Source organism: Paracoccus sp. (in: a-proteobacteria), assembly GCF_046289755.1.
In the GTDB taxonomy this organism is placed as follows: domain Bacteria; phylum Pseudomonadota; class Alphaproteobacteria; order Rhodobacterales; family Rhodobacteraceae; genus Paracoccus.
Genome location: NZ_JBKBVD010000038.1, coordinates 15,758 through 34,824 on the forward strand (window position 1 = coordinate 15,758; position 19,067 = coordinate 34,824).

The 19,067-nt window shown below is 67.4% G+C and carries 17 protein-coding genes, 1 tRNA gene and 1 riboswitch; of the genes, 10 read left to right on the plus strand and 8 right to left on the minus strand.

Translation table 11 applies throughout. The annotated features are described in order from the left end of the window. Positions 1-113: 113 nt before the first annotated feature. The 5 genes from ACK41U_RS13815 to ACK41U_RS13835 are packed head-to-tail and all read right to left on the minus strand — an operon-like array spanning position 114 to position 6,275. Positions 114-1,058 (minus strand): sugar-binding transcriptional regulator, encoded by a 945-nt coding sequence (locus ACK41U_RS13815; RefSeq protein ID WP_409681263.1) that lies wholly within the window; start codon positions 1,056-1,058, stop codon positions 114-116. Further along, positions 1,058-2,203, minus strand: coding sequence for an iron-containing alcohol dehydrogenase (locus ACK41U_RS13820; protein ID WP_409681264.1), 1,146 nt, complete (start codon positions 2,201-2,203; stop codon positions 1,058-1,060). Before ACK41U_RS13820 ends, ACK41U_RS13815 begins: the two co-directional genes overlap by 1 nt. Before the next feature lie 25 nt (positions 2,204-2,228). Continuing rightward, positions 2,229-3,161, minus strand: coding sequence for a sugar phosphate isomerase/epimerase family protein (locus ACK41U_RS13825; RefSeq protein ID WP_409681266.1), 933 nt, complete (start codon positions 3,159-3,161; stop codon positions 2,229-2,231). After that, positions 3,158-4,684, minus strand: a complete 1,527-nt coding sequence (locus ACK41U_RS13830) for a glycerol-3-phosphate dehydrogenase (protein ID WP_409681268.1) — start codon at positions 4,682-4,684, stop codon at positions 3,158-3,160. Before ACK41U_RS13830 ends, ACK41U_RS13825 begins: the two co-directional genes overlap by 4 nt. Continuing rightward, positions 4,674-6,275: an FGGY family carbohydrate kinase gene (locus tag ACK41U_RS13835; RefSeq protein WP_409681270.1), complete on the minus strand. Its 1,602-nt coding sequence runs from the start codon at positions 6,273-6,275 to the stop codon at positions 4,674-4,676. The genes ACK41U_RS13830 and ACK41U_RS13835 overlap by 11 nt, the downstream gene beginning before the upstream one ends. Positions 6,276-6,644: 369 nt before the next feature. On the opposite strand from ACK41U_RS13835, the gene ACK41U_RS13840 reads away from it, so the two are divergent. The 6 genes from ACK41U_RS13840 to ACK41U_RS13865 all read left to right on the plus strand — a co-directional run bounded on the left by ACK41U_RS13840 (position 6,645) and on the right by ACK41U_RS13865 (position 14,184). Next, complete coding sequence (locus ACK41U_RS13840; RefSeq protein ID WP_409681272.1) at positions 6,645-7,301, plus strand: DUF2291 family protein; 657 nt, start codon at positions 6,645-6,647, stop codon at positions 7,299-7,301. Beyond that, a complete protein-coding gene (locus ACK41U_RS13845) occupies positions 7,298-8,839 on the plus strand; it encodes a sugar ABC transporter ATP-binding protein (RefSeq protein ID WP_409681274.1) in 1,542 nt (513 codons plus the stop codon). The genes ACK41U_RS13840 and ACK41U_RS13845 overlap by 4 nt, the downstream gene beginning before the upstream one ends. Before the next feature lie 20 nt (positions 8,840-8,859). After that, complete coding sequence (locus tag ACK41U_RS13850; RefSeq protein WP_409681276.1) at positions 8,860-9,900, plus strand: ABC transporter permease; 1,041 nt, start codon at positions 8,860-8,862, stop codon at positions 9,898-9,900. A gap of 109 nt (positions 9,901-10,009) precedes the next feature. Beyond that, positions 10,010-10,957: a D-ribose ABC transporter substrate-binding protein gene (locus ACK41U_RS13855; protein ID WP_409681278.1), complete on the plus strand. Its 948-nt coding sequence runs from the start codon at positions 10,010-10,012 to the stop codon at positions 10,955-10,957. Between the two features lie 63 nt (positions 10,958-11,020). Continuing rightward, entirely contained in the window at positions 11,021-12,535 is a 1,515-nt protein-coding gene (locus tag ACK41U_RS13860; protein WP_409681280.1) for an FGGY-family carbohydrate kinase, read from the plus strand. After that, positions 12,532-14,184, plus strand: a complete 1,653-nt coding sequence (locus ACK41U_RS13865; protein ID WP_409681282.1) for a glycerol-3-phosphate dehydrogenase/oxidase — start codon at positions 12,532-12,534, stop codon at positions 14,182-14,184. Before ACK41U_RS13860 ends, ACK41U_RS13865 begins: the two co-directional genes overlap by 4 nt. Here the strand turns inward: ACK41U_RS13865 and ACK41U_RS13870 are convergent. Further along, positions 14,166-14,636 carry a 6,7-dimethyl-8-ribityllumazine synthase gene (locus ACK41U_RS13870; protein WP_409681284.1) on the minus strand — a complete coding sequence of 157 codons (471 nt, stop codon included), beginning with the start codon at positions 14,634-14,636 and terminating at the stop codon, positions 14,166-14,168. The genes ACK41U_RS13865 and ACK41U_RS13870 overlap by 19 nt on opposite strands. Before the next feature lie 76 nt (positions 14,637-14,712). Continuing rightward, positions 14,713-14,842, minus strand: a riboswitch (FMN riboswitch). A 66-nt stretch (positions 14,843-14,908) separates the two neighbouring features. Continuing rightward, positions 14,909-16,039, minus strand: a complete 1,131-nt coding sequence (tgt, locus tag ACK41U_RS13875; RefSeq protein WP_409681286.1) for a tRNA guanosine(34) transglycosylase Tgt — start codon at positions 16,037-16,039, stop codon at positions 14,909-14,911. Positions 16,040-16,177: 138 nt separating this feature from the next. Between tgt and ACK41U_RS13880 the strand changes: the two genes are divergently transcribed. The 4 genes from ACK41U_RS13880 (at position 16,178) to ACK41U_RS13895 (ending at position 18,024) form a co-directional block, all read left to right on the plus strand. Beyond that, positions 16,178-16,534 carry an SUF system Fe-S cluster assembly protein gene (locus ACK41U_RS13880; RefSeq protein WP_135313298.1) on the plus strand — a complete coding sequence of 119 codons (357 nt, stop codon included), beginning with the start codon at positions 16,178-16,180 and terminating at the stop codon, positions 16,532-16,534. A gap of 154 nt (positions 16,535-16,688) precedes the next feature. Beyond that, positions 16,689-17,063, plus strand: a complete 375-nt coding sequence (locus ACK41U_RS13885; protein ID WP_409681288.1) for a HesB/IscA family protein — start codon at positions 16,689-16,691, stop codon at positions 17,061-17,063. 70 nt (positions 17,064-17,133) lie between these two features. Next, positions 17,134-17,880 (plus strand): triose-phosphate isomerase, encoded by a 747-nt coding sequence (tpiA, locus tag ACK41U_RS13890; protein WP_409681290.1) that lies wholly within the window; start codon positions 17,134-17,136, stop codon positions 17,878-17,880. Positions 17,881-17,947: 67 nt separating this feature from the next. After that, positions 17,948-18,024 (plus strand) — tRNA-Arg (locus ACK41U_RS13895). Positions 18,025-18,300: 276 nt separating this feature from the next. Here the strand turns inward: ACK41U_RS13895 and ACK41U_RS13900 are convergent. Continuing rightward, a partial coding sequence (locus ACK41U_RS13900; RefSeq protein WP_409681292.1) for an IS3 family transposase occupies positions 18,301-19,067 on the minus strand: 767 nt, incomplete at its 5' end.

Below are 19,067 nucleotides of genomic sequence, written 5' to 3' on the forward strand. Positions count from 1 at the left end.
GGCATCCTTGCGACCCCACGCGCGCAAAGCGCGCGCGCGGGGCCAAGCGGCAGCGTCCGGGCCGGGCTTTGCACGGCCCGGCCCGTTTCAGGGTCAGACCCCAGCCGCGCAAATCAGTCGATCAGCCCCTGCGCTGTCGCCTCATCGGTGATCAGCCCTGACAGGTGGCCGCTTTTCAGCACCGCGCGGATCGCCCCGGTCTTGGCCGCGCCGCCCGCGATCACGACGATCCGGTGATCGCCCTCCAGATCGACCGACAGGGTGCGCGCCGTCAGCCCGGTCTGCAGCACCCGCCCCGCGGCGTCGAAGAAATGCCCCATCATCTCGCCCACGCCGCCCGCGGCGTTGATCTCGGCGATCTCATGCGGCTCGATCATGCCCGAGGCGACCAGCTGCGCGCCCGAATCCGCCGTGCCCATGCCGACGAATTTCAGCGGCGCGCTGCGGGACAGATCAAAGATCTCGCGCACGCCGGGCTGGGCCAGCAGCACCTCGCGGTCAGCCTCGGAATTGGCGAAGAAGGGCACCGGCAGCACAAAAGCCTGCGCGCCGGTCTTTTCCGCCAGCCGGTGCATCACGTCATGCGGGTTCGCCGCATAATTCCGCGTCAGCCCGCCCAGAACCGACACGAACCGCGTGCCGTTGGCGTCAAAATGCGGCAGCTGCTGCACCGCCGCCGCCATCGTGCGCCCATGGCCCAGACCGATCACCCCATGCGCGCCCCGCTCGATCTCGCGGCGCAGGAACGCGGCCCCGGCCAGCCCCAGCGCGCGCAAGGGCATGCCCTCTTCGCCCAGATCCGGCGCCACCTCGCAGTAATCCAGCCCGTATTGGCGGCAGAGCCGGTCCTCCAGCATGGCGCATTCGACGATCTCGCCGTCGATGGTGACCTTGACCGCGCCCTCGGCCACCGCCCGCGCGATCAGCCGATGCGCCTTGACGCCCGGCAGGCCCAGCCGCTTGGCCACCGCCGCCTGCGTCAGCCCGCCCGCGTAATGCAGCCATGCCGCGCGGATCGCGAGGCTCTGTTCCGGGTCCAGCGGGCCGCGCCGCGCCATCAACCCGCCTCGCCCATCAGTGCGACCAATGCCTCGGGCGTCAGCGCCGCCGGGTTCGCCTTCATCGAGGATGAGGCCGCAGCCATCTCGGCCGCCGCCTGCTGCGCCGCCGCGTCCACCCCCTGCGCCGTCAGCCCCGGCAGCCCCGCGTCGCGCGACCAGCCCGCCAGCAGCCCGGCCGCCTGCCCCACCGATACGCCGGGCGCGCCAAACGCCGCCCCTATCCATCCCGCCACCTCATCCAGCCGCGCCGCATGGCCCGCATCCGTCACCGCCTGCCGGTTCGCCACCAGCGCATGCGGCAACAGCGCGCCGCAGATCGCGCCATGCGCCGCCCCGGTCAGACCACCCAAGGGGCCCGCCAGACCATGCACCACGCCCAACCCGGAATTCGCCAGCGCCAGCCCGCCACACAGGCTGACCCAGGCCATCTCATCGCGCGCCGCGTCCTCAGCCGCCATCAGCCGCCGGATCGCCGCCAGCCCGCGCGGGATCGCATCGCGGCACAGCGCATCGGTCAGCGCATTGGCGCGGGTCGAAACGTAAGGCTCGATCACCTGCGTGATCGCATCCAGCCCCGAGGCCAGCGTCACCGCGCGCGGGCAGCCATCGGTCAGCGCCGGGTCGACGATCGCCAGACGCGGCAGCATCCGCGGATCGCGCAGGCTGACCTTGCGGGCGTGATCCGGCACCCCGATCACCGCATTCCGGGTGACCTCGGCCCCCGTGCCCGCCGTTGTCGGGATCGCCACGAACGGCAGCGGCGCGTGATCCAGTGCCAGCCCCTGCCCCACGACCTCCAGATGGTCCATGACCGGGCGCCGCGCAGGCACCAGCGCCGCCAGCGCCTTGCCTGTGTCGATCACCGCGCCGCCGCCAAGCGCCACGACCACATCGCAGCCCCGCGCCACCGCCAGCCCCGCCTCGATCAGCGGCAGGTCCGGCTCGGCGCGGGCGGAAAAGCGCGTGACCTCGCAGCCCGCCCCCATCAGCGCCCCGGCCAGCCAGTCGGCGCGGGTGGCATTGCCGCCCTGCACCAGCAGCGCCCGGCGGCCAAGCGCCGCGACGCGGGCAGGCGCGGCGGCGGCCTGACCGCGTCCGAACAGGATTTCCGTGGCAGTGGCAAAGGCGAAAGGGCTGGGCATGGCTGAATTCCTTGTGTGCAATCCCTCAGATATTCAGCCTATCGGCGCCCGTGTCGATATGCGGCGCCCAGAAGGCGACACTTTCCGCGATCTGCGCCACCACCTGCCGGTCGTTCGGCTCGCGTTCCTTGAAGCTCAGCTCCAGACAGATTTCGTTATCGACCGCACCACCCTCGGCCAAAGCCGCCAGCAAGGGCGCGGGCTGGATGCGACCCTTCGCGTTGAATTCGGCGGTAAAGGGCCGGTGGCCGCCCTTGTCCATCAGCGACTGCTTGATATGGATGATCGGGCTGACGGCGGGCACCGCCCGCGCCCAGGCATAGGGGTCGAAATCGTCCGGATTGGCGCTGGTCACATCGCCATGGTCGATATCGGCCATCATCCACATCGGCACCGCCATGCCCACCGCCGTCAGCCGGTCCTGCAAGGCCATGGCGGACGCAATCGTGTCGCCAAATTCGCGCCCCACGCTCATCGGTTCCCAGAAGATATACTCCAGCCCGGCGGCGCGGGCATGTTCGGCCACCTCGGCCCAGGCGTCGATGGCGGTCTGCGTCAGCGCCTCGCGCCGGACCGGGTCGTCGAAATCGCGATAGGTGAAAATGGCGAATTGCGTGCCGATGCTGGTGCCGCCCAGATCGGCGGTGATGTCGGCAAAGGTCTTGAACCAGTCGATATGATAGCGCCGCACCCCGGCATCGGGATGGCCGAAGTGATTGAGCCGCCCATAAGGCCCGGTCATCCCGCTGGTCACCCGCACGCCGGTGCGGGCCAGCGCCGCGCCCATCTGACGCGTCAGGCGGCGGATCACCGGGGCGGGCCAGCCGGGATTGATGAACTCATGCGTCAGTTGCAGGTCGCGGATGCGCAGATCGCGCGCGACCATCTCGATCAGGTCATCCGGCTCGGCAAAGCGGTTCACCAGCGGATTGGTGCTCAGCGACAGTGACAGGCTCATGCGTGTGCCCCTTCCCGGACCAGACCCGACCCCTCGAACCACGCCGTGAAAGCGGCCTGCTCGTCGGGCGTCAGATGCAGATAGTGTTTGGTGCGGCGGGTCAGGATGTCCTGCGCCGTGCGCGCCCATTCCTTGGTGACCAGATAGCGTACCTCGGCCTCGTACAGGTTGCCGCCGAAATGGCGGCCCAGATCGGCAAGGCTCAGCGCCCCCGCCACCACATCGCGGGTGCGTGCGCCGTAGAGGCGGCCATAGTGATGGACCAGCCCGCGCGGCATCCACGGATGCAATTCGCGCAGCAGGTTGGCATAGCTTTCGTAATCGGCATTGGCGATCTCGCCGCCCGGCAGGGGCGCGGTTTCGGTCCAGTCCGGTCCCATCTGCGGGAACACATCCGCCAGCCGGTGCATGCCGCGTTCGGCCAGCTCGCGGAAGGTGGTGATCTTGCCGCCAAAGATGTTCAGCAGCGGCGCGCCGCCGGTCTGGTCCAGATCGAACACATAGTCGCGCGTCACAGCCGAGGGGTTGCCCTGCCCGTCATCGAACAGCGGCCGCACCCCCGAAAACGAATGCAGCACATCGTCACGGCGCAGCTTTTCCTTGAAGTAACGGTTCACGGCGGCCAGCAGATAGTCGATCTCGGACTCGTCTGCCGTCACATCCTCGGCCCGGCCCTCATAGGCGATGTCGGTGGTGCCGATCAGCGCCTTGTCGCCCTCGTAGGGGTTGATGAAGATCACCCGCTTGTCGTGGTTCTGCACCAGATAGGCGTTCGGGCCCGCCCACCATTTCGGCACGATGATATGGCTGCCCTTGACCAGCCGCACATTGCGGGCCGAGTTCGACCCCGCGACCCGCGTGATCACATCGCTGACCCATGGCCCCGCGCAGTTGACCAGACAGCGGGCGCGGAACCGGCGTTCCTCTCCGGTGTCCGTATCGCGGGTGGTGACGGACCATGCACCATCCTCGCGCCGGGCGGTCACGCAGGTGGTGCGGGTCAGCACGGTGGCGCCCTTTTCGGCGGCATCGACCGCGTTCAGCACCACCAGCCGCGCGTCATCGACCCAGCAATCGCTGTATTCAAAACCCTTGTGGTAGCTGTCCAGCAGCGGCGCCCCTTCGGGCGCGCGGCGCAGGTCCAGCGTGCGGGTGCCGGGCAGTTTCTTGCGACCGCCAAGGTTGTCGTACAGAAACAGCCCCAACCGGACCAGCCATGCGGGCCGGTCCTGCGGGCTGTGGGGCAGCACGAAACGCATCGGCCAGATGATATGGGGGGCGGCGGCCATCAGCACCTCGCGTTCGATCAGCGCCTCGCGGACCAGCCGGAATTCGTAATATTCCAGATAGCGCAGCCCGCCATGGACCAGCTTGCCCGACCGCGACGAGGTGCCCTGCGCCAGATCGTCCTTTTCGCACAAGACCACCGACAGGCCCCGGCCCGCCGCGTCGCGCGCGACGCCCGCGCCATTGATGCCGCCGCCGATTACAAAGAGGTCGATCATCTCGCTGTCAGCCGTCATGGGACTGTCCTTTCAACATTGCAGCGCGCGCCGCGGCCAGCGCATCCCAGACGGGCGGCAGGGCCGAGCGCGCGGCGGTAAAGGCGGGAAAAAGCCGGGCATAGCTGGCGGCCAGCGCCGGGTCCGGTGCCTCGGGCGCGCCCAGCAGGGGCGTCACCCATTCGGCGATGCAGGCCTCCATGTCGGGATAGACGCCGATCGCCACGGCGGCCATCATCGCAGCCCCCGCAGCCCCGGCCTCGTCCCGGTCCGAGACACGGACCGGCGCGTTCAGGCTGGCCGACAGGATGGCGCGCAACCCGCGTGACCGCGCCGCCCCCCCGGTCAGGCGCAATTCGGACGGCAGCGGCCCCATCGCGGCGTAACAATCGCGCATGGCCATCCCCAGCCCCTCGGCCACGGCACGCACCAGATCGGGATAGCGATGGCCCTGCGACAGCCCCGTGAACCCGGCCCGCGCATCGGCGTTGACGAACGGCCCCCGCTCGCCCGCATCCGAGATATAGGGGTGATAGAGGATCTGTCCCGGAGCGGCCGCACCCAGCCAGCCGTCCAGATGCGCGACCAGATCGCGATGCGTCACCACCTGCCCCATATCGGACATGATCCCGGCGGCGATCCCCAGCACCCAGTCGATATTCAGCGTCGCCGCCATATTGGTCTGCACCTGCGTCACCACGCCGGGAATGGGCAGACAGATGACATAGCCCGTGCCCGCATCGTTCAGATGCACCCGGTCCGCCGCAACCGCGCGCAGATGCACCCCGGTTGATCCCACGGTGGAACAGGCCACATCGCCCGCGCCGCCCACCACGCCCGCACCAAGCGCCGTCATCACCATATCGACATAACCGAGGGAAACCGGCGTGCCCGCCCGCAGCCCCGTCTGGCGCGCGGCCTCGGCGGTCAGCGGATGGGTCAGTTCCGTGCCCTCGACGATCTCGGGCAGCAGCGCGCGCCGGTGCGTCAGCCCAAGCGCCGCGATCACGCTGTCATCATAGCGGCGGTTGCGGAAATTGCCGAAGGTAAAGCTGGCCTCGGACGGGTCGGTCGCCCGCACGCCGGTCAGGTTCAGATAGAGCCAGTCCTTGCAATGCAGCGCGACCTCGGCCCGGTTCAGCAGATCAGGCGCGTGCGCATCCATATGCGCCATCTGCGCGCCCTGCTGGCAGGTGTTCAGCCCGGTGCCCGTCGCCTCGAACCTTGCGCGGTCCTGCGGCTTGGCCGCCAGCCGCGCCACCGTGGGTGCCGCGCGCGCATCCAGCCACAGCCATGCGTCCGTCACCGGCCCGCCAGGCCCGACCAGCCATGTCCCGTCGCCCTGACCGGTCACCGCCAGCGCCGCCACCCGCGCCGCCAGATCCGGCACATGACCGGCCAGACCGCGCAGCGCCGCCGCGCAATCATCCCATGTCTGCGACAGGCTTTGCGTCGCCGCCCCGCCCTCGCCCGCGTGATAGCGGTTGGGCAGGCCAAAGGCGCCGATCTGACGCCCCGCCAGATCAAAGGCCACCGCCTTGATCACCGAGGTGCCCGCGTCGATTCCGATCAGCAGATCACCCGCCACCTGTGCCTCGGGCCGCTTGGCCATCTGCGGTCTCCTTTGCCCCCATGCAGGGCAGATGCCCCGTCCTCCTGTCTTTTCATATAGCACGAAGATCACAGGTAAAGCGTATTTTTTTACGGACACGGCAAAATATTTCATCTAAGATTGTGGGAAGGGAGAGCGCCGGGCCAGCCATATTGCGACGACAAGACGCAGGCATGACCGCGCGCCGCGACATCGAACACACCGGAGGGGAGGCCGGTCCATGTCAGAAAATTGCATTGATATACAGGCTGATACCCGCCATTCCGCATGCAGTCCGGCCGAACCGCGCCCCTGCCCGGCGCGCGCACGACCCATCCGAATCGCCCTGCGCCGCACCGAAACGTCACGTCACAGCAAACGAGGTCGCCCATGACCGCCACCACCCCCACCGCCCCCAAAGCCAAAGGCGCATCGCGGCGCGGCCTGTACCTGTCGCTGGCGCTTGGCGTGGCGGTTCTTGCCGGGATCGCGCTGGATACCACCGTGGTGCGCGTGGGATCCGAGACGGATGTCCGCCAGCAGGCGTTCTCGCCCGATGGTTACGGCCAGCAGGAATTCCCCCGCATCCGCGAGGTGGTGCAGGAGCGCGCCATTGACGCGACCGAACTGGCGCAGGCGATCGCCGCCGACCAGGAGGCCGCGATTGCGAAATACGGCACCCCCGCCTCGACCGGGGCGATCCTGATGGTCCGGGTGACCGGCGTGGCGGGCACGCCCCGCGCGGGGGTCTATCCGCTGACGGTCGAGGGCATCCCCGAGGGTCAGACGATCCGCGTCCAGACCGGCCCGGCGATCAACGGCACCGACCTGCGCGACGCGCCCGGCGACATCGCCTTTGGCGCATTCCGCAACCAGATCGAGTATCAGGACGCCGGTTCCGGCATCAACCGCGCCATGGCCGCCGAGGTTCTGGCCCCCATCGACACGACCAGCCTTGAAGGCCGCACGATCAGTGTCACCGGCGCCTTCCGGCTGATCAACCCGGCCAACTGGATGATCACCCCCGTCGAGATGGAGGTCCAATGACCCGTCCCGTCACCGGCCCCCAGACTGGCCCCCAGACTGGCGAGGTGGTTCTGGCCGCCCGTAATGTCGCCAAGTCCTATGGTCAGGTCCATGCGCTGAAGGGTGTGAATTTCGACATCCATCGCGGTCAGGTCACGACGCTGTTCGGCGAAAACGGCGCCGGAAAATCGACGCTGATGAAGATCCTGTCGGGCGTGATCCAGCCCACCGCGGGCGAGATCGTGCTGGACGGCGCGCCCGTCTCGTTTGCCAATGCGAATGAGGCGCGCGACCGGGGCATCTCGATCATCCATCAGGAGCTGAGCCTGGCGCCCAACATGTCGGTGCGCGACAATATCTTCATGGGCCGCGAGATCATGACCGCCACCGGCGTCGATTTCGCCGAGGAAGAACGGCAGGTCCGCGCGCTGATGGCCGAGCTGGAAGAGGACATCCACCCCCTCACCCCGGTCGAGGATCTGCGTCTGGGCCAGCAGCAGATCGTCGAGATCGCGCGCGCCTTGTCGGTGGACAGCCGCATCCTGATCATGGACGAGCCGACCAGTGCGCTGTCGGCATCCGAGGTCGAGGTGCTGTTCAAGGTCATCCGCGACCTGACCGCCAAGGGCGTCAGCATCGTCTATATCTCGCACCATCTGGAAGAGGCGCTGACCATCACCGATCACGCCGTGGTGCTGCGTGACGGCGTGATGACCGCCTATGCGCCGCGCGCTGAGATTGATCTGGAATGGATCGTGCGCAATATGGTGGGCGACAATTACGATCTGGGCAGCCCGCCCGCCAGCACCATGGGCGAGGTCGCGCTGTCGATCCGCGACCTGTCGGTGCCCGACGCCACCGGGCAGGATCTGGTGCGCGGGCTGAACCTCGATCTGCGCGCGGGTGAGATCGTCTGCATCTACGGGCTGATGGGTGCGGGCCGCACCGAATTGCTGGAAACCGTCGCCGGGCGCCTGCGCGCCACCGCAGGCCAGATCGTGCTGGAGGGGGTTGAGGTCAGCCATCTCAGCATCGCCGAACGCATTGCGCGCGGGCTGGCGCTGGTCCCCGAGGATCGCCAGCGCGACGGTCTGGTCCAGACCATGAGCGTGGGGCAGAACCTGTCGCTGGCCTCGATCTCGCGCTTCACGCGCGGGCTGTTCACCAGCAGCGCGGCTGAACGCCGCCTGATCGACGACAGCATCCGCGAGGTGACGGTCAAGACCTCGGGCGGGGGCGCGCCCATCGGTTCACTGTCGGGGGGCAATCAGCAGAAGGTGGTGATCGGCAAGATGCTGGCCACCCAGCCCCGCGTCATCATGCTGGACGAGCCCTCGCGCGGCATCGACATCGGCGCCAAGGCCGAGGTGTTCCGCCTGCTGGCCGAGGGCGCGCTGAAGGGGCTGGCGGTGGTCTATTCCACCTCCGAGGTCAGCGAATGCCTGTCCATCGCCCACCGGATCATCGTCATGCACAAGGGCCGCATCTCGGCCGAATTCGACAGCAGCGTCTCCAAGGAACAGATCATGGCCGCCTCGGGCGAGTCCGTGGCTGCCTGAGATTGCGAGGGAGGGAACCCATGTCCGCAACCACCACCACCGCCACCCCCGCCAAAGGCCGCCAGCTGCATATCGGCCGCCTGCTGCTGGAGGGGCGCGCGTTCTTTGCCCTGATCGCCATTATCGCGGTCTTTTCCTTTCTGTCGCCCAACTATTTCACGGTCGGAAACCTTCTGATCATGTCCAGTCAGGTGGCCATCTACGGCATCCTGTCGGTGGGCATGCTGCTGGTCATTCTGAACGGCGGCATCGACCTGTCGGTGGGCTCCATTCTGGCGCTGTCCGGCGTCGTCGCGGGCGCGCTGATGCAGGGGGTCGAGATGGAGGCGCTTGGCGTGATCCTCTATCCGCCGGTCTGGGCGGTCGTGGTGCTGACGCTGTGCGTGGGCGCCGCCGTGGGCGCGGTCAATGGCGTGCTGGTCGCCATCTTCAAGGTGCCGCCCTTCGTGGCCACGCTTGGCGTCATGTATGTCGCGCGCGGGATCGCGCTGCTGATGACCAACGGTCTGACCTACAACAACCTGCGCGGGTCCGAGGCTTTGGGCAATACCGGCTTTAACTGGCTGGGCTTTTTCCGCATCGGCGGGGTGCCGATCAGCGTCATCGTGCTGGCGGTCATCGCCATCGTGGCTGGGCTGATGCTGGCCCGCTCGGCCTTTGGCCGCTGGCTCTATGCGTCGGGCGGCAACGAACGCGCGGCCGAGCTGTCGGGCGTGCCGGTCAAGCGGGTCAAGATCACCGTCTATGTCGTCTCGGGCGCGCTGGCGGCGGTGGCGGGGCTGGTGCTGGCCTCGCAGCTGACCTCGGCCGGGCCCACGGCGGGCATGACCTATGAGCTGACCGCGATCGCCGCCGTGGTGATCGGCGGCGCGGCCCTGACCGGCGGGCGCGGCAATGTGCGCGGCACCATGCTGGGCGCCTTTGTCATCGGCTTTCTGTCGGCGGGTCTGGTGATCATCGGGGTCAGTTCCTACTGGCAGACCGTGTTCACCGGCGCGGTGATCGTGCTGGCGGTGCTGATGAACTCGCTTCAATACGGCGGCGGCGCCCGCAAGGGCTGACCGCGCCATGACCTTCCCCGCCCCGGCCCCGCAACGGGTCCGGGCGGAAAGACTGCCCCGCAAGACTGCCGCGCGGGCAGGTCCACCAACCCAAGGGAGAGAGAGAATGATGAAAATGACCCGCCGGACACTGATGGCCGCCGTGGCCACCGTACCGCTGATGGCTGGCTCGGCATGGGCCGAAGGGCTGATCACGATCATCGTGAACGACCCGGCCAACCCCTACTGGTTCACCGAGGGCGAGGTCGCAAAGGCCACCGCCGAGGAGCTGGGCTATACCGCCAATGTCGCCGCGCACCGGGGCGACACCAACTCCGAAAGCACCCTGATCGACACCGCGATCACCAACCAGTCGGTGGCGATCATCCTTGACCCGGCCAATGCCGATGGCTCGGTCGGTGCGGTGCAGAAGGCCGTTGATGCCGGCATCCCGGTCTTTCTGGTGAATGCCGAGATCAATCAGGAAGGTCTGGCCAAGGCGCAGCTGGTGTCGAACAACGCGCAAGGTGCCGCGCTTGGCGCGCAGGCATGGGTCGAGGCGATGAGCGAAGAGGGCGGCCAGTATGTCGAGCTGTTCGGCGCGCCGTCCGACAACAACGCCCAGACCCGCTCGAACGGGTATGAGACGGTTCTGAGCCAGTATCCCGAATTCGAGAAAGCGGGCCAGGAGGTCGCCAACTGGGACCGCACGCAGGGCTTCCAGCGGATGCAGTCGCTGCTGCAGGCGAACCCGGACATCACCGGCGTCATCTCGGGCAATGACGAGATGGCACTGGGCGCGATTGCGGCCCTGAAAGAGGCCGGGCGTCTGGACGGCATCACGGTCGGCGGCTTTGACGGCTCGCCCGATGCGGTCGATGCGGTGCGCGCGGGCGAGATGGCCTATACCGTCCTGCAACCCGTCGCCATCTTCGCAGAGGAGGCCGTGCGTCAGGCCGACAACTTCATCAAGACCGGCGAGACCGGCGCCGACAGCGAAAAGCAGCTGTTCGACTGCCTGCTGATCACCGCCGACAATGTTGACAGCTACAGCGCGCCCTTCGTGCTGGACCAGTAAGAACCGACATGCAGAGGCGCGGGCAACCGCGCCTCTGGCAGCATTGTGGACAAGGGGCCGGTCATGGCGCTGCTTCTGGGGATCGACAACGGCCTGACGGTCACCAAGGCGGTGATCTTTGACGACACCGGCCGCGTGCTGGCCACCGCGCGGCGCCGGGTCGCGCAATCCATGCCGTATCCCCGCCATGTCGAACGCGACATGGACGACCTGTGGCGCCAGACCGCCGCCGCCATCGCCGAGGCGGTGTCGGCCTGCGGGCGCCCCGCCTCGGACATCGCCGCCATCGCCGCGACCGCCCATGGTGACGGCCTCTATCTGCTGGATCAGCACGCCCGCCCGCTTGGCCCCGGCATCCTGTCGCTGGACAGCCGCGCCGGTGGCATTGCCGCGCAATGGCAGGCGGACGGCACCGCGGATCAGGCGCTGACCCGCACCGGGCAGATGCCCCATGCCTCGGCGCCTTCGGCAATAATGGCGTGGATCAGGGATCACCAGCCCGAACGATTCGCGGCCATCGGGCATGTGCTGGCCTGCAAGGACTGGCTGACCCATTGCCTGACGGGCCGGATCGGCACCGATCTGACCGAGGCCAGCACCTCATTCACCGATGTCGCCACCCAGGACTATGCGACCGACATTCCGGGTCTTTTCGGCCTGCACGGTCTGCCTTTGCCCGAGATCGCGCTGCCCGACCATATTGTCGGTCGGGTGACCGCCGCTGCCGCGCAGGCCACCGGGCTGGCCATCGGCACGCCGGTCGTGGCGGGGTTGCATGATGTCACCGCCTCGGCCCTTGGCGCGGGCGGCTATCAGACGGGCTGCATCGCCATCGTCGCGGGCACCTATTCGATCAACGAGACCGTCACCCATGCCCCCCTGACCGATCCGCGCTGGTTCTGTCGCAACGGCATCCGCCGGGGCGAGTGGAACGCCATGTCGATTTCCCCTGCCTCTGCGGCCAATTACGACTGGTTCCTCGACACGCTCTGCGCCACCGACCGCGCGCAGGCCGAGGCCGATGGCCGCGCCTTTCACGCCCAGATCGTGCCGCAGATCGAGGCGGCGATGGCCCTGCCCTCGGGTGCGATCTTTCACCCCTATCTGTTCGGCTCGCCCCACGGCCCGCAGGCCAGTGCGGCGTTCTTCGGGCTGCGGGGCTGGCACGACCGCGCCCAGATGCTGCGCGCCGTAATCGAGGGCATCGCCTTCAACCACCGCTATCATGTGGACGCGTTGCGCGACGGCTTTGCCCCGACGACCGCGCGCCTGACCGGCGGCATCTCGCGCGCGCCCGCCTTTGCGCAGCTGTTCGCGGATGTGCTGGGAATGCCGGTTGCGACCAGCGACACCGACGAGGCGGCGGCATGGGGCGCGGCGCTCTGCGCGGGCGCAGGCGTGGGCCTGTTCGCCTCGCCGCGCCACGATCCGCGCGATCTGGCCGCGATCAGCCACCAGCATCGCCCCGACGCCGACCGCCACGCCGATCTGGCCACGCGCTATGGGGTGTTCACCGATCTGACCGCCGCACTGGCGCCGATCTGGCCCCGGATCGAGGCATTGCAAGGCACGACATGACGCAAGACATCGACGTTCTGATACTGGGGGCGGGCATCAACGGCGCCGGCCTGTTCCGCGATCTGTCCGATCAGGGGATCACCTGCGTGATCGCCGACAAGGGCGATTTCGGTGGCGGCACCTCGGCGGCGCCCTCGCGGCTGATCCATGGCGGCATCAAATATCTGGAAACCGGCGAGCTGCGGCTGGTCGCGCAATCGACGCTGGAGCGCAACCTGCTGCTCAAGAACGCACCGCATCTGGTGCGCCCCCTGCCCACGGTCATCCCGATCTTTTCGTGGCTGCGCGGGGTCGGTGCCGCGCTGCGGACGTTGCTGGGCTCGACCACCGCGCCGCGCAGCCGGGGGGCGGTGCTGATGAAGGCCGGGCTGGCGATGTACGATTTTTACGGTCGCAGGCACCGGGTGATGCCGCGCCATCAGATGTGGTCGCGCGCGCGTGCCCTGCGCGAGATCCCCCCGCTGACACCACGGATCGTCGCCGCCGGGCAATATTACGACGCCACCGTGTCGATGCCCGAACGTCTGGTCTGGGAATTGCTGGCCGAGGGGATGCGCGCCAATCCCACAGCCCGCGCGCTGAACCATACCGTGCTGACCGGCACCGATGGCGACGTCGTGCATCTGGACGGCCCCGCCGGGCCGCTGGCGCTGCGCCCGCGCGTGGTGGTGAATGCGGCAGGCCCCTGGATCGACCGGGTGAACAAGACGCTCGGCGTGCCCTCGCACCTGATCGGCGGCACCAAGGGGTCACATATTCTGCTGGATCACCCCCAGCTGCTGGCGGCGCTGAAGGGCCGCATGATCTATTTCGAGGCCGATGACGGGCGCATCTGTCTGGTCTTTGACTATCTGGGCCGGGCGCTGGTCGGATCGACCGATATCCGCGCGGACGACCCCGACGACGTGGCCTGCGACGACCCCGAGATCGACTATTTCCTGTCGGCGCTGCAGGGGTTGCTGCCGGGGCTGAGCTTTGATCGCGGCCAGATCGTCTATGCCTATGCGGGCATCAGGCCCCTGCCCGCCTCGGATGCGGCCAATCCCGGCCTGATCAGCCGCGACCATTCGGCACCTGTGGCCGCGCCTGAGGGCGCGCGGCGCTGGCCGATCATCTCGCTGGTGGGCGGCAAATGGACCACCTTTCGCGGCTTTGCCGAAGAGGTGGCGGACACGGTGCTGGCGCGGCTTGGTCAGGCACGGCGCGGCGACACCCGGCTGGCGCCCATCGGCGGCGGGCGCGACTACCCGGCTGACGCGGGCGCATGGGCACAGGCCGAGGCACAGCGCACCGGTGCCGCGCCCGCCCGCGCAGCGGTCCTGCTGTCGCGCTACGGCACCACGGCGAGCGCCATCCTGACCGCCGAGGGCGCGTCGCCGCAGATGCTGGCCGATGCGGATTACAGCCTGCCCGAGCTTGACTGGCTGATCCGCCATGAACAGGTGGTCACGCTGGCCGATCTGGTCATGCGCCGCACGGCACTTGCCGTCACCGGGCAGCTCACGCAGCGCGATCTGGAACGGGCGGCGGACCTTTGCGCCACGGCGCTGGACTGGGACGCGGCCCGCCGCCGCGCCGAAATCGACGAGACACAGGCGATGCTGCTGTCGCGGCACCGCCTGCGGATGGATCAGGCGGCGTCTGCCTGATCCAGCGTCGCGATGCGGGCCTCGACGGCCAGCATGCCTTGCACGGCCTGCGCGGCCTCGGCGCCCTTTTTCACGAAATGCGCGCGGAAGAAGTCGCGGTGCAAATCGGTGTCCTGATAGTTATGCGGCGTCAGCGAGACCGAGAAACAGGGCACGCCCGTCTCCAGCCCGGCCTGCATCAGCCCCGACACCACGGCCTGCGCCACGAAATCATGGCGGTAAATGCCGCCATCGACCACGAGGGCTGCGGCCACCACGGCGTCATATTTTCCGGTCGCGGCCAGTTTTTTCGCCAGCAGCGGCATCTCGAAGGCGCCGGGCACGTCGAAGGCATCGACATGCGCGCCGGGCATCAGGCTGGCGGCCTCGACTACGAAGCCTTCATGCGCGCGGTCCACGATATCGGCGTGCCAGCGCGCCTTGATAAAGGCGATACGGGGGGATCTGGTCATCTTTCAGGAACCTTACGATATGTTGCGTCAGGCCCCCAAGGCATACACCATGACCGGCGCCTTGGGGGGCGCCTGCCACGGTTCTCTTCCATCCGGACTATACCGTCGGCCCCGGAATTTCACCGAATCTGCTGACCCCCTTCGAAAAGGGGCGCTCGCGGGCTGTCACCGCCGGTGGGGAATTGCGCCCCGCCCTGAGAACATCCGTAAGATAGCCAATGCCCCCGCCTGCGCAAGAGTGACGCAGGGAAATTCGTGTCAGAACACGGGCTTCAGACAGCAGGAATATCGCCTTTTGCCCGTTCGGCGTGGAAATCGGTCACAAAAGCGTCCAGCCGCCCCGCCGCAATCGCCTCGCGCAGGCCCGCCATCAGCTGCTGATAGTAATGCAGGTTGTGCCATGTCAGCAGCATGCCGCTGATCATTTCTTTGGCACGAAAGACGTGGTGCAGATAGGCGCGGCTGTAGCCGGTGCAGGCCGGACAGGTGCAACTTTCGTCCAGCGGGCGCGGGTCGTCCTGATGGCGCGCGTTCTTGATATTGACCTGACCGCGCGGCGTCCAGGCCTGCCCCGTCCGCCCCGAACGCGAGGGCAGCACGCAATCCATCATGTCGATGCCGCGCTGCACCGCGCCCACAATGTCATCGGGCTTGCCCACACCCATCAGATAGCGCGGCTTGTCTGCTGGCAGGAAACCCGGCGCGTAATCCAGCACGCCGAACATCGCCTCTTGCCCCTCGCCCACGGCCAGACCGCCGATGGCATAGCCGTCAAAGCCGATCTGTTGCAGGGCCGCCGCCGATTCCTCGCGCAGATCGCGGGTGACGCCGCCCTGCATGATGCCGAACAGCGCGTGACCCGGCCGGTCGCCGAAGGCATCGCGCGAGCGCTGCGCCCACCGCATCGACAGCCGCATCGAGGTCGCGACCTCGGCCTCGGTCGCGGGCAGCGCCGGGCATTCGTCAAAGGCCATCACGATGTCGCTGCCCAACAGACGCTGGATCTGCATGCTGGTTTCGGGCGTCAGGTGGTGCTTCGAGCCGTCGACATGGCTGGAAAAGGTCACGCCTTCCTCGGTCAGCTTGCGCAGTCCCGCAAGGCTCATCACCTGAAACCCGCCGCTGTCGGTCAGGATCGGGCGGTCCCAGTTCATGAAGCGGTGCAGCCCGCCCATCCGCGCCACCCGTTCGGCGCCGGGGCGCAGCATCAGGTGATAGGTGTTGCCCAGCAGGATGTCGGCGCCGGTGGCCGCCACGCTTTCGGGCAGCATCGCCTTGACCGTCGCCGCCGTGCCCACCGGCATGAAGGCGGGCGTGCGGATCTGGCCGCGCGGCGTGTCGATGACGCCCGTGCGGGCCGCACCGTCGGTCGCATTCAGGGTAAAGGCAAATCGCTTGGTCATCGGGGGGCCTGTCGCTGGAACCGGGCGCTTGTAGCGCCGGGCGCAGGGCGGTGCAATGCGCAGCCCACCGGACCGCAGCCCACTGGACCGCAGCCGGGCGGTGCCCTATATAATTGGTCGGAATTGAAGGATGATGCGATGACCGAACCCCTGATGGAAGGCGCGCCGCTGATCGCGCCCTCGACCACCGATCACCCGCTGTACGAGCCGGTCGTCGAGGCCTGCAAGACGGTTTATGACCCCGAGATCCCGGTCAATATCCATGATCTGGGCCTGATCTACACGGTCGAGATCAACGATGCCTCGGAGGTGCGCGTGATCATGACGCTGACCGCGCCGGGCTGTCCGGTCGCAGGCGAGATGCCCGGCTGGGTGGCCGATGCGGTCGAGGCGGTGCCGGGCGTCAAGCAGGTCGATGTCGAGATGACCTTTCAGCCGCAATGGGGCATGGACATGATGTCGGATGAGGCGCGGCTGGAACTGGGCTTCATGTAGGACCGCGGGCGCAGCAAAGGGGGGCGCTCGCGCCCCCCGGTCGCCTGCGGCGCCCTCCCCCCTGAGGATATTTGCGCCAAGGCAAAGATGCGGGTGGGGTTGAGGAGCGGCGACCGGGTGACTATCTTTTGCGGAACAGACAAGGAAATCTGCGATGTTTGCCCTGCCCGGCTCTGCCCCTGTGACCATCACCCCCGCCGCCGAGGCGCAGATTGCCCGGCTGATGGCGGGCAAGGACGCCTATGGCCTGCGGATCGGCCTGAAAAAGGGCGGCTGCGCGGGGATGGAATACACGATGGAACTGGCCGCGGCCGCAGCCCCCGCCGACGAGGTGGTCGAGCAGGGCGCCGCGCGCGTGCTGATCGCGCCGATGGCGCAGATGTTCCTGTTCGGCACCCAGATTGATTATGAGAACGGGCTGCTGGATTCCGGGTTCCGCTTTCGCAACCCCAATGTGACCGACAGCTGCGGTTGCGGCGAGTCGGTGCGCTTCGAGCCGCTTGAGGGCAGCCGCGCCGCCCTGGGCTGATAGCGCAACCGTAGTTGCGCGATCCCCCGTTGCCCCGTAACTGCTGTCTGTCAGACACAGGGGAGTGGTTATGGGATTGCGAAAGCTGGCTGCCGGCAACTGGAAAATGAACGGCGATCTGGCCGCACTGGCTGAGGTCAGGGCGCTGGCCGAGGCGCATCCCGCGCCGGGCTGTGAGGTTCTGATCTGCCCCCCTGCCGTGCTGATCCATCCGCTGGCTGCGCAGGTGGTGAATGCTCCGATCCTCGTCGGCGGTCAGGACTGCCATGCGAACGCCTCGGGCGCCCATACCGGCGATCTGGCCGCGCAGCAGTTGGCCGATGCCGGGGCAAGCCACGTGATCCTGGGCCATTCCGAGCGCCGCGCCGATCATGGCGAGACCAGCGCCATGGTGGCCGCCAAGGCGCTGGCGGCCCATGAGGCCGGGCTGATCGCGATCATCTGTCTGGGCGAAACCGAGGCCGAACGGGATGCGGGCCGGACGCTGGATGTGATTGCGGAACAGCTGGACAGCTCGCTTCCGCAGACGGCTGATGCGACGAACACTGTCATCGCTTACGAACCGATCTGGGCCATCGGTACGGGACGCACACCGGATGCCGGGCAGATCGCCGAGGTCCACGCCCTGCTGCGTCAGCGGCTTGGGCGGCATCTGACGGATGCTGCGGGCGTCCGGCTGCTATATGGTGGCAGCGTCAAGCCAACCAACGCGCGCGAGATCTTTGGCATCGCCAATGTCGACGGTGCGCTGGTCGGTGGCGCCAGTCTGAAGGCCGCCGATTTCAGTTTGATCATTGCGGCCTTATCGGACTCCTGACCTCCCGGCAGATGGCGCAGATTAGCCATTGCGCCGCATGTGCTGCGATTGTATCAGGACGAAATCGGCACCCGTAGCTCAGCTGGATAGAGCGCTGCCCTCCGAAGGCAGAGGTCACTGGTTCGAATCCAGTCGGGTGCACCAATATTATGCCTGAATTTCAATCAGATCAGATCCAGCCATCGTTTTGGCGGGTCTGTTTGGTTCGCAATATCTTCACAGAACGTCGGTTCTGCATCAGAGCCTGCAAAGGGAACCGGGACAATCCGGAACCCAAGGGCTGAGGGCATCGAACCGCCGCGAGTGAGCTCGTGAGCTTTTTGACAAGCCGTCCAGAGCGGTGAACGTTCTTGTGGGCGATGCTCGCCCGGAAATGAAAGCTGCCGGAGGGGTGACTGTTCGTGACGTTGCCCCCAACTTTTATCCAGCGTGAGCGAGACTCCGGGTTTGAGTTTTGCCCATTCGGGCGGGTTGGGCAACGGGGGCTGGCGCGGAGCTTTGCGGATTGCGCAGCGTCAGGCCCCGTTGCAGTGCGAAGGTTTGGGCGAACTCGGCGGGCGTCTTCCATCCGAGGCGCGAGTGGGGACGTTCGGTGTTGTAGTCTGTGCGCCAGGCGGCAAGCCTGACGCGGGCATGATGCAGGGACGGGAACAGGGTCTCGTTCAACAGTTCATCTCGCAGGCGGCCGTTGAAGCTTTCGATGAAGGCATTTTGGGTCGGCTTTCCGGGCGCGATGTAGTGCCAGTCAAACTTGCGGTCATCCACGAACTTCAGGATCGCGTTCGAGGTGAACTCCGTTCCGTTATCGCTGACAATCGTCTGGGGCTTGCCGCGGGCGTCAAACAGGGTCGCCAGCTCCCGCGCGACCCGTGCGCCCGACAGCGAGGTGTCAGCGATCAGGGCAAGGCATTCGCGGGTGCAGTCATCGACGACAGTCATGATCCGGAAGCGGCGGCCATCGGTCAGCTGGTCCGAGACAAAATCCAATGACCAGCGTTGGTTCGGCATCAGCGGCAGCACCATCGGGGCCCGTGTGCCCATGGCCCGTTTGCGTCCGCCCCGGCGGTGCACATGCAACTGTTCTTCGCGGTAAATACGGAACAGTCGCTTGTGGTTCACCTCATGGCCCTCGCGCCGAAGAAACACGTGCAGCCGACGATAGCCGAACCGGCGTCGGACCTTGGCCA

Excerpts from the sequence above, each read along its gene's own strand:
- ACK41U_RS13815 (WP_409681263.1), bottom strand. The coding sequence starts at position 1,058 with ATGGCGCGGCGCGGCCCGCTGGACCCGGAACAGAGCCTCGCGATCCGC.
- ACK41U_RS13820 (WP_409681264.1), bottom strand. The coding sequence starts at position 2,203 with ATGCCCAGCCCTTTCGCCTTTGCCACTGCCACGGAAATCCTGTTCGGA.
- ACK41U_RS13825 (WP_409681266.1), bottom strand. The coding sequence starts at position 3,161 with ATGAGCCTGTCACTGTCGCTGAGCACCAATCCGCTGGTGAACCGCTTT.
- ACK41U_RS13830 (WP_409681268.1), bottom strand. The coding sequence starts at position 4,684 with ATGACGGCTGACAGCGAGATGATCGACCTCTTTGTAATCGGCGGCGGC.
- ACK41U_RS13835 (WP_409681270.1), bottom strand. The coding sequence starts at position 6,275 with ATGGCCAAGCGGCCCGAGGCACAGGTGGCGGGTGATCTGCTGATCGGA.
- ACK41U_RS13840 (WP_409681272.1), top strand. The coding sequence starts at position 6,645 with ATGACCGCCACCACCCCCACCGCCCCCAAAGCCAAAGGCGCATCGCGG.
- ACK41U_RS13845 (WP_409681274.1), top strand. The coding sequence starts at position 7,298 with ATGACCCGTCCCGTCACCGGCCCCCAGACTGGCCCCCAGACTGGCGAG.
- ACK41U_RS13850 (WP_409681276.1), top strand. The coding sequence starts at position 8,860 with ATGTCCGCAACCACCACCACCGCCACCCCCGCCAAAGGCCGCCAGCTG.
- ACK41U_RS13855 (WP_409681278.1), top strand. The coding sequence starts at position 10,010 with ATGAAAATGACCCGCCGGACACTGATGGCCGCCGTGGCCACCGTACCG.
- ACK41U_RS13860 (WP_409681280.1), top strand. The coding sequence starts at position 11,021 with ATGGCGCTGCTTCTGGGGATCGACAACGGCCTGACGGTCACCAAGGCG.
- ACK41U_RS13865 (WP_409681282.1), top strand. The coding sequence starts at position 12,532 with ATGACGCAAGACATCGACGTTCTGATACTGGGGGCGGGCATCAACGGC.
- ACK41U_RS13870 (WP_409681284.1), bottom strand. The coding sequence starts at position 14,636 with ATGACCAGATCCCCCCGTATCGCCTTTATCAAGGCGCGCTGGCACGCC.
- tgt (WP_409681286.1), bottom strand. The coding sequence starts at position 16,039 with ATGACCAAGCGATTTGCCTTTACCCTGAATGCGACCGACGGTGCGGCC.
- ACK41U_RS13880 (WP_135313298.1), top strand. The coding sequence starts at position 16,178 with ATGACCGAACCCCTGATGGAAGGCGCGCCGCTGATCGCGCCCTCGACC.
- ACK41U_RS13885 (WP_409681288.1), top strand. The coding sequence starts at position 16,689 with ATGTTTGCCCTGCCCGGCTCTGCCCCTGTGACCATCACCCCCGCCGCC.
- tpiA (WP_409681290.1), top strand. The coding sequence starts at position 17,134 with ATGGGATTGCGAAAGCTGGCTGCCGGCAACTGGAAAATGAACGGCGAT.